Source organism: Pseudomonas edaphica (assembly GCF_005863185.1).
Lineage (GTDB): Bacteria > Pseudomonadota > Gammaproteobacteria > Pseudomonadales > Pseudomonadaceae > Aquipseudomonas > Aquipseudomonas edaphica.
The window spans coordinates 1-3311 of record NZ_VBVZ01000654.1 but is presented as its reverse complement, the minus strand read 5'-3'; the positions used below and the strand labels follow the sequence as shown (position 1 = coordinate 3311).

Here is a 3311-nt window from a genome sequence, read left to right as displayed (position 1 = left end):
GAAGTGCGCCCGTCCAAGGCCGGCAAACAGGTGCTGCGTGGCTGGGTACTGGACGCCAGCGCGATCAAGGCGCCGCTGCAGCAACTGAGCCTGGACTGGAGTCGCGAACAGGATGGCTTCCAGCGTTTCAGCATTGAAGCCAGCGATGACCTGCAGCACTGGGAACCCTGGGGCGATGGCCAGGTGGCGCGCCTATCGTTTGCCGATGAGCGGGTTGAGCAACATGACGTGAGCCTGCCGGGGCAATCGGCGCGTTACCTGCGCCTGCTGTGGCAAGGCCAGGCCGCGCCGACGCTGACCTCGGCCAAGCTTGTGAGCGCCACCAGCAGCAGCCTGCCAATGCCCTTGGTGTGGTCGCAGCCGTTGTCGGGTACGCGGCTCAAGGCGGGTGAATACAGCTGGCAGTTGCCGACGGGGCTGCATGTGGAGCGATTGCGCGTCGAGCTCAAGCAGCCCAACACGCTGGTGCCCGTGACGTTGGCGGGGCGGCGGGAAGCCAATCAAGCCTGGCAGCCTTTGAGCAATGGCTTGTTGTATCGCCTGGCCCAGAACGGCCAGGACGTGGTGCAGGATGAATTGCAATTGCCAGGCGTGGCCGTGGGCGAACTTAAGTTGCAGGTGGACGAGCGCGGCGGCGGCCTGGGCGTGGAAGCGCCGGCATTGCGTTTTGCTGTGCGCGCCACGCAGTTGGTGTTCCTGGCGCGGGGCGAGCCGCCGTTTACCCTGGCGTTGGGCAACCCGTCGGTAAAGGCCGCTAACTTGCCGCTGTCGACGCTGATTCCCGACTACAGCGCCGAGCGTATCAAGACCTTGGGGCAGGCCACGGTCACAGGCGACGTGAGGGTCAAATCGCCTGTGATTGCCGTTTCACCCGAAGCGGGCACCGACTGGAAGAAACTCGGCCTGTGGGCCGTGCTCCTGCTGGGTGTAGCGGCGCTAGGGGCGATGGCCTACAGTTTGTTGCGTGCACCGGCGGCCAAGCCGTGAACTCTATTGGGGTTAAATCCTCTGATTAGAGGAAATAACCCTCGACTCGCGTTAAACTGCGCGGGTTTTTAAGCCCCCCATTTTCCGGAGCCTTCCATGTCCCGCGTTACCCTGAGTCGCTATTTGATCGAGCAGACCCGCAGCAACAACACGCCTGCCGATCTGCGCTTCCTTATCGAAGTGGTGGCGCGTGCTTGCAAGGAAATCAGCCACGCCGTGTCCAAAGGCGCACTGGGTGGTGTTCTGGGCAGCATGGGCACTGAAAACGTCCAAGGCGAAGTGCAGAAGAAGCTCGACGTGATTTCCAACGAAATCCTGCTCGAAGCCAACGAATGGGGTGGCCACCTGGCCGGCATGGCGTCCGAAGAAATGGACAATGCCTACCAGATCCCGGGCAAATACCCGAAAGGCGCGTACCTGCTGGTGTTCGACCCACTCGACGGCTCGTCCAACATCGACATCAACGCACCGGTCGGCACTATCTTCTCGGTACTGCGCTGCCCTAACGAATACCTGAGCCAGAACGAAGCCCTGAACGAAAAGGCCTTCCTGCAGCCAGGCACCGAACAGGTTGCTGCCGGTTACGCCATCTACGGCCCGCAGACCATGCTGGTGCTGACCCTGGGCGACGGCGTCAAAGGCTTTACCCTGGACCGCGAAATGGGCAGCTTCGTACTGACCCACGAAGACATCACCATTCCTGCTTCCACCCAGGAATTTGCGATCAACATGTCCAACCAGCGTCACTGGGAAGAGCCTGTGACCCGCTACGTGGGCGAGTTGATGGCCGGCGAAGAAGGCCCGTTGAAGAAGAACTTCAACATGCGCTGGGTCGCTGCGATGGTTGCCGACGTGCACCGCATCCTGACCCGTGGTGGCCTGTTCATGTACCCACGTGACAGCCGAGAACCTTCCAAACCGGGCAAGCTGCGCTTGATGTACGAAGCCAACCCGATGTCGTTCCTGGTTGAGCAAGCAGGCGGCGCGTCCACTGACGGCCACCAGCGCATCCTCGACATCCAGCCGGAAGGCCTGCACCAGCGTGTGGCAGTGTTCCTGGGCTCGAAGGAAGAAGTTGAGCGTGTGACGGCTTATCACAAGAAGTAAACCTCTGTGGCGAGGGAGCTTGCTCCCGTTGGGCTGCGAAGCGGCCCCAAAAAGCTTGCGGGCGCTGCGCACCCGAACGGGAGCAAGCTCCCTCGCCACAGAAGCATTCAAGACTTGAAGTTTTGAATGAGAAGAAGCCCCGAAACGTTTCAGCGTTTTCGGGGCTTTTTTGTTTTTGCCCATCGGGAACCAGACACCTCTTTTCCCTTCTAAGCTTCTGGCAGATACCCCAGCTGCTTTGTCTCTCCAGGAGCTTTTCCATGTCTTTACGCCGTCTCTCCCTGCTGGCTTTTTGTGTGCTGTTAGCCGCGTGCAGCAAGGTCAATCAAGAAAACTACGCGAAGCTGTCGGCTGGCATGGCCAAGGCCGAGGTGGAGTCGTTGCTGGGTAAGCCGACCGATTGTTCCGGTGCGCTGGGCATGTCCAGTTGCACGTGGGGCGATAAAAACAGCTTTATCAGCGTGCAGTACGCCGGTGACAAAGTTCTGATGTTTTCCGGGCAAGGCCTGAAGTAAACCGGGGCGCGAGCCTGCGGGAGAAGAAGAATGATGCGTTTTGTTTTGTTTCTTTGCGCCAGTCTGTTTTTGGCGGGCTGCGCCAGCCATTCTGGCGATGATCTGCAACCCAAGACCGCGAGCAACGTCAACCTCAAGCGTTACCAGGGCACCTGGTATGAGTTGGCCCGATTGCCGATGTACTTCCAGCGTAACTGCGCGCAGTCCGAGGCTCGCTACACTCTGCTGCCGGATGGCGATATGTCGGTGTTTAACCGCTGCCTGACCACAGAGTGGAAGTGGGAAGAAGCCAAGGGCACGGCCACGCCGCAAGTGCCGGGCAAGACCGACAAGCTCTGGGTGGAATTCCATAACTGGTTCACCGCGCTGCTGCCAGGCGTCGCCAAGGGCGATTACTGGGTGCTGTACGTGAGTGATGATTACAAGACCGCCATCGTCGGTAGCCCGAGCCGGCGTTATATGTGGATCTTGTCGCGCACACCGACGGTGAGCGCCGACACCCGCGAAGACCTGCTGAGCAGGGCGCGCCAGCAAGGGTATGACACGACGCGACTGATCTTCCGCACGTCGGACAAGCAGATGGCGAAGACCTCGCAGTAACCTGAGGTCACCCTCAATCCAATGTGGGAGCTGGCTTGAATTGGGAGCTGGCTTGTGTGGGAGCTGGCTTGCCTGCGATGCAGACACCTCGGTGTATCAGTT

Annotated in this window: 4 protein-coding genes; all 4 read left to right on the top strand. The window is 60.1% G+C overall.

Annotation, left to right across the window (positions count from 1 at the left end):
- A partial coding sequence (locus FEM54_RS28380) for a DUF3999 domain-containing protein (protein WP_138453839.1) occupies positions 1-987 on the top strand: 987 nt, incomplete at its 5' end.
- A 96-nt stretch (positions 988-1083) separates the two neighbouring features.
- Positions 1084-2094, top strand: coding sequence for a class 1 fructose-bisphosphatase (locus FEM54_RS28375; protein WP_003237460.1), 1011 nt, complete (start codon positions 1084-1086; stop codon positions 2092-2094).
- A 260-nt stretch (positions 2095-2354) separates the two neighbouring features.
- Positions 2355-2609: a hypothetical protein gene (locus FEM54_RS28370; RefSeq protein WP_017138621.1), complete on the top strand. Its 255-nt coding sequence runs from the start codon at positions 2355-2357 to the stop codon at positions 2607-2609.
- 30 nt (positions 2610-2639) lie between these two features.
- Positions 2640-3209: a lipocalin family protein gene (locus FEM54_RS28365; protein WP_138453838.1), complete on the top strand. Its 570-nt coding sequence runs from the start codon at positions 2640-2642 to the stop codon at positions 3207-3209.
- Positions 3210-3311 lie beyond the last annotated feature (102 nt).

What these genes read in the sequence shown, in the direction of transcription:
- FEM54_RS28375 (WP_003237460.1), top strand. Translation starts at nt 1,084, where the DNA reads ATGTCCCGCGTTACCCTGAGTCGCTATTTGATCGAGCAGACCCGCAGC.
- FEM54_RS28365 (WP_138453838.1), top strand. Translation starts at nt 2,640, where the DNA reads ATGATGCGTTTTGTTTTGTTTCTTTGCGCCAGTCTGTTTTTGGCGGGC.
- FEM54_RS28370 (WP_017138621.1), top strand. Translation starts at nt 2,355, where the DNA reads ATGTCTTTACGCCGTCTCTCCCTGCTGGCTTTTTGTGTGCTGTTAGCC.